1 protein-coding gene and 2 pseudogenes are annotated in these 2,032 nt (G+C 67.5%); 1 reads left to right on the forward strand and 2 read right to left on the reverse strand.

Annotated elements, in window-relative coordinates:
* A pseudogene (locus tag HMPREF3088_RS04245) lies at positions 1-214 on the reverse strand (sodium:glutamate symporter); the annotation flags it as partial.
* Between the two features lie 154 nt (positions 215-368).
* Positions 369-1,397, reverse strand: coding sequence for an alcohol dehydrogenase AdhP (gene adhP / locus HMPREF3088_RS04250; RefSeq protein WP_012361064.1), 1,029 nt, complete (start codon positions 1,395-1,397; stop codon positions 369-371).
* Between the two features lie 155 nt (positions 1,398-1,552).
* Between adhP and HMPREF3088_RS04255 the strand changes: the two are divergent.
* Positions 1,553-2,032 (forward strand): annotated as a pseudogene (locus tag HMPREF3088_RS04255) (NAD(P)/FAD-dependent oxidoreductase); the annotation flags it as partial.

Genomic DNA, 2,032 nt, shown 5'->3' on the forward strand with positions numbered 1-2,032 from the left:
CGGCTCTCCGCCTGAAGTTTGCAACAGCACCGGAGAAGTTGATCAGGCCGAGGACCTCCGGGCCGAGGATCAGGCCGAGGAGGCCGGCGGTGATCGAGGCCGGCATGAGCAGGCACTGGAACAGGCCCACCTTGCGGCGCAGGACGTTGCCGATGACCATGAGCAGGGAGATCCAGCCGACGTCGATAAGCAGGCTGTACGGGGTGTAATCCATGGCGCCGTTCACTTCCTTCCGGTACGCACCGGCCACCGGGTGGAGTGTACGCTGCGCTGATGCAGTTGTACGGGTGTGCAGTTACCGTAACGCGTCAACCCCGCCATCCCCGACCCGGGCGGTCGGGGATGGCGGGGTCAGGCGCCGGCGGCCGCTAGTAGCGGATGGACATGCGGCCGTCGACCTTGCCGTGGCGCAGTTCCTCGAAGACGGCGTTGACGTCGTCGAGGGAGCACTCGGACACGGTCGGCTTGATCAGGCCGCGGGCGTAGAAGTCGAGCGCCTCGGCCAGGTCCTGGCGGGTACCCACGAGGGAGCCGCGGATGGTCAGGGCCTTGAACACGATCTCGAAGATCGGGGCCGGAAAGTCTCCCGGGGGCAGGCCGTTGAACACGATGGTGCCGCCCTTGCGGGCCATGCCGACCGCCTGGCCGAACGCCTGCGGGTGGACCGCGGTGACCAGGACACCGTGGGCGCCGCCGTCGGTGAACTCCTGGACCGCCTCGGCCGGGTCGGCGTGCTTGGCGTTGACGGTGAACTCCGCGCCGTGCTTCTTGGCCAGCTCGAGCTTCTCGTCGGCGATGTCGACGGCGATGACGCGCATACCCATGGCCACGGCGTACTGGACGGCGATGTGGCCGAGGCCGCCGACGCCGGAGATGACCATGAACTGACCGGGCTTGGTCTCGGAGACCTTCAGCCCCTTGTAGACGGTGACGCCGGCGCACAGGATCGGGGCGACCTCGACGGGGTCGGAGCCCTCGGGGATGCGGGCGCAGTAGCGGGTATCCACGAGCATGTAGGTGCCGAAGGAGCCGTTGACGGTGTATCCGCCGTACTCGGCCTGGTTGCACAGGGTCTCCCATCCGGTGCGGCAGTACTCGCACTCACCGCAGGCGGACCAGAGCCAGACGTTGCCGACGATGTCGCCGACCTTGACGGAGTGGTCACCGGGGCCGAGTTCGACGACCTCGCCGACACCCTCGTGGCCGGGAACGAAGGGCGGCTCGGGCTTGACGGGCCAGTCACCCTCGGCGGCATGGAGGTCGGTGTGGCAGATGCCGGAGGCCTGCAGCTTCACCAGCGCCTGGTTGCGGCCGGGCGTGGGCATCTCGACGTCGCGGAGGTTGAGTTCGGGACCGAAGTCCTCAACGACGGCGGCGCGGAACGTTGTGTCAGTCATGGGTATCCAATCGTTGGGGGGGGGCGGGGGTGGTTTCACTGTACATAACAGAACCTACGACGTCCATCACTTTTCGTAATGAGTATAGTTCCCATTACAGTGGTCATGACACATACCTTGCTGACATGTCATATAACAGGCGTAGGATGACAGCCATGAACCCCGCTGACCTGCAGCACCGCCACATCCCCGCCGTCATCATCGGCGCGGGCCAGGCCGGGCTGTCCGCCGCCCACGAGCCCCTCCGCCGCGGGACCCGGCGGGACGACATGGTGGTTCTCGATGCGAACGACGGCCCCGGGGCGCGTGGTGCCACCGCTGGGACTCCCTCACCCTCGGCAGGGCGCACGGCATCGCGGACCTGCCGGGCCTGCCATGGACCGCCCCGACCCGGACGTCCCCGCCTCCCGGCTGGTCACCGACTACTACGGAGCCTACGAGGACACCTTCAATCTCGACGTCGCCCGCCCAGCCGCCGTCCACCGCGTCGAACCGACCACCACGGACCCCGCCTCCCCGCTGCGGATCACACTCGCCGACGGCACCACCTTCACCGCCGACATCGTCCTCAACGCCACCGGCACCTGGGACAACCCCTACATCCGGTGCTGTTGCAAACTTCAGGCGGAGAGCCG

The sequence above is a fragment of the Corynebacterium sp. HMSC22B11 genome, from assembly GCF_001815965.1.
In the GTDB taxonomy this organism is placed as follows: Bacteria; Actinomycetota; Actinomycetes; order Mycobacteriales; family Mycobacteriaceae; genus Corynebacterium.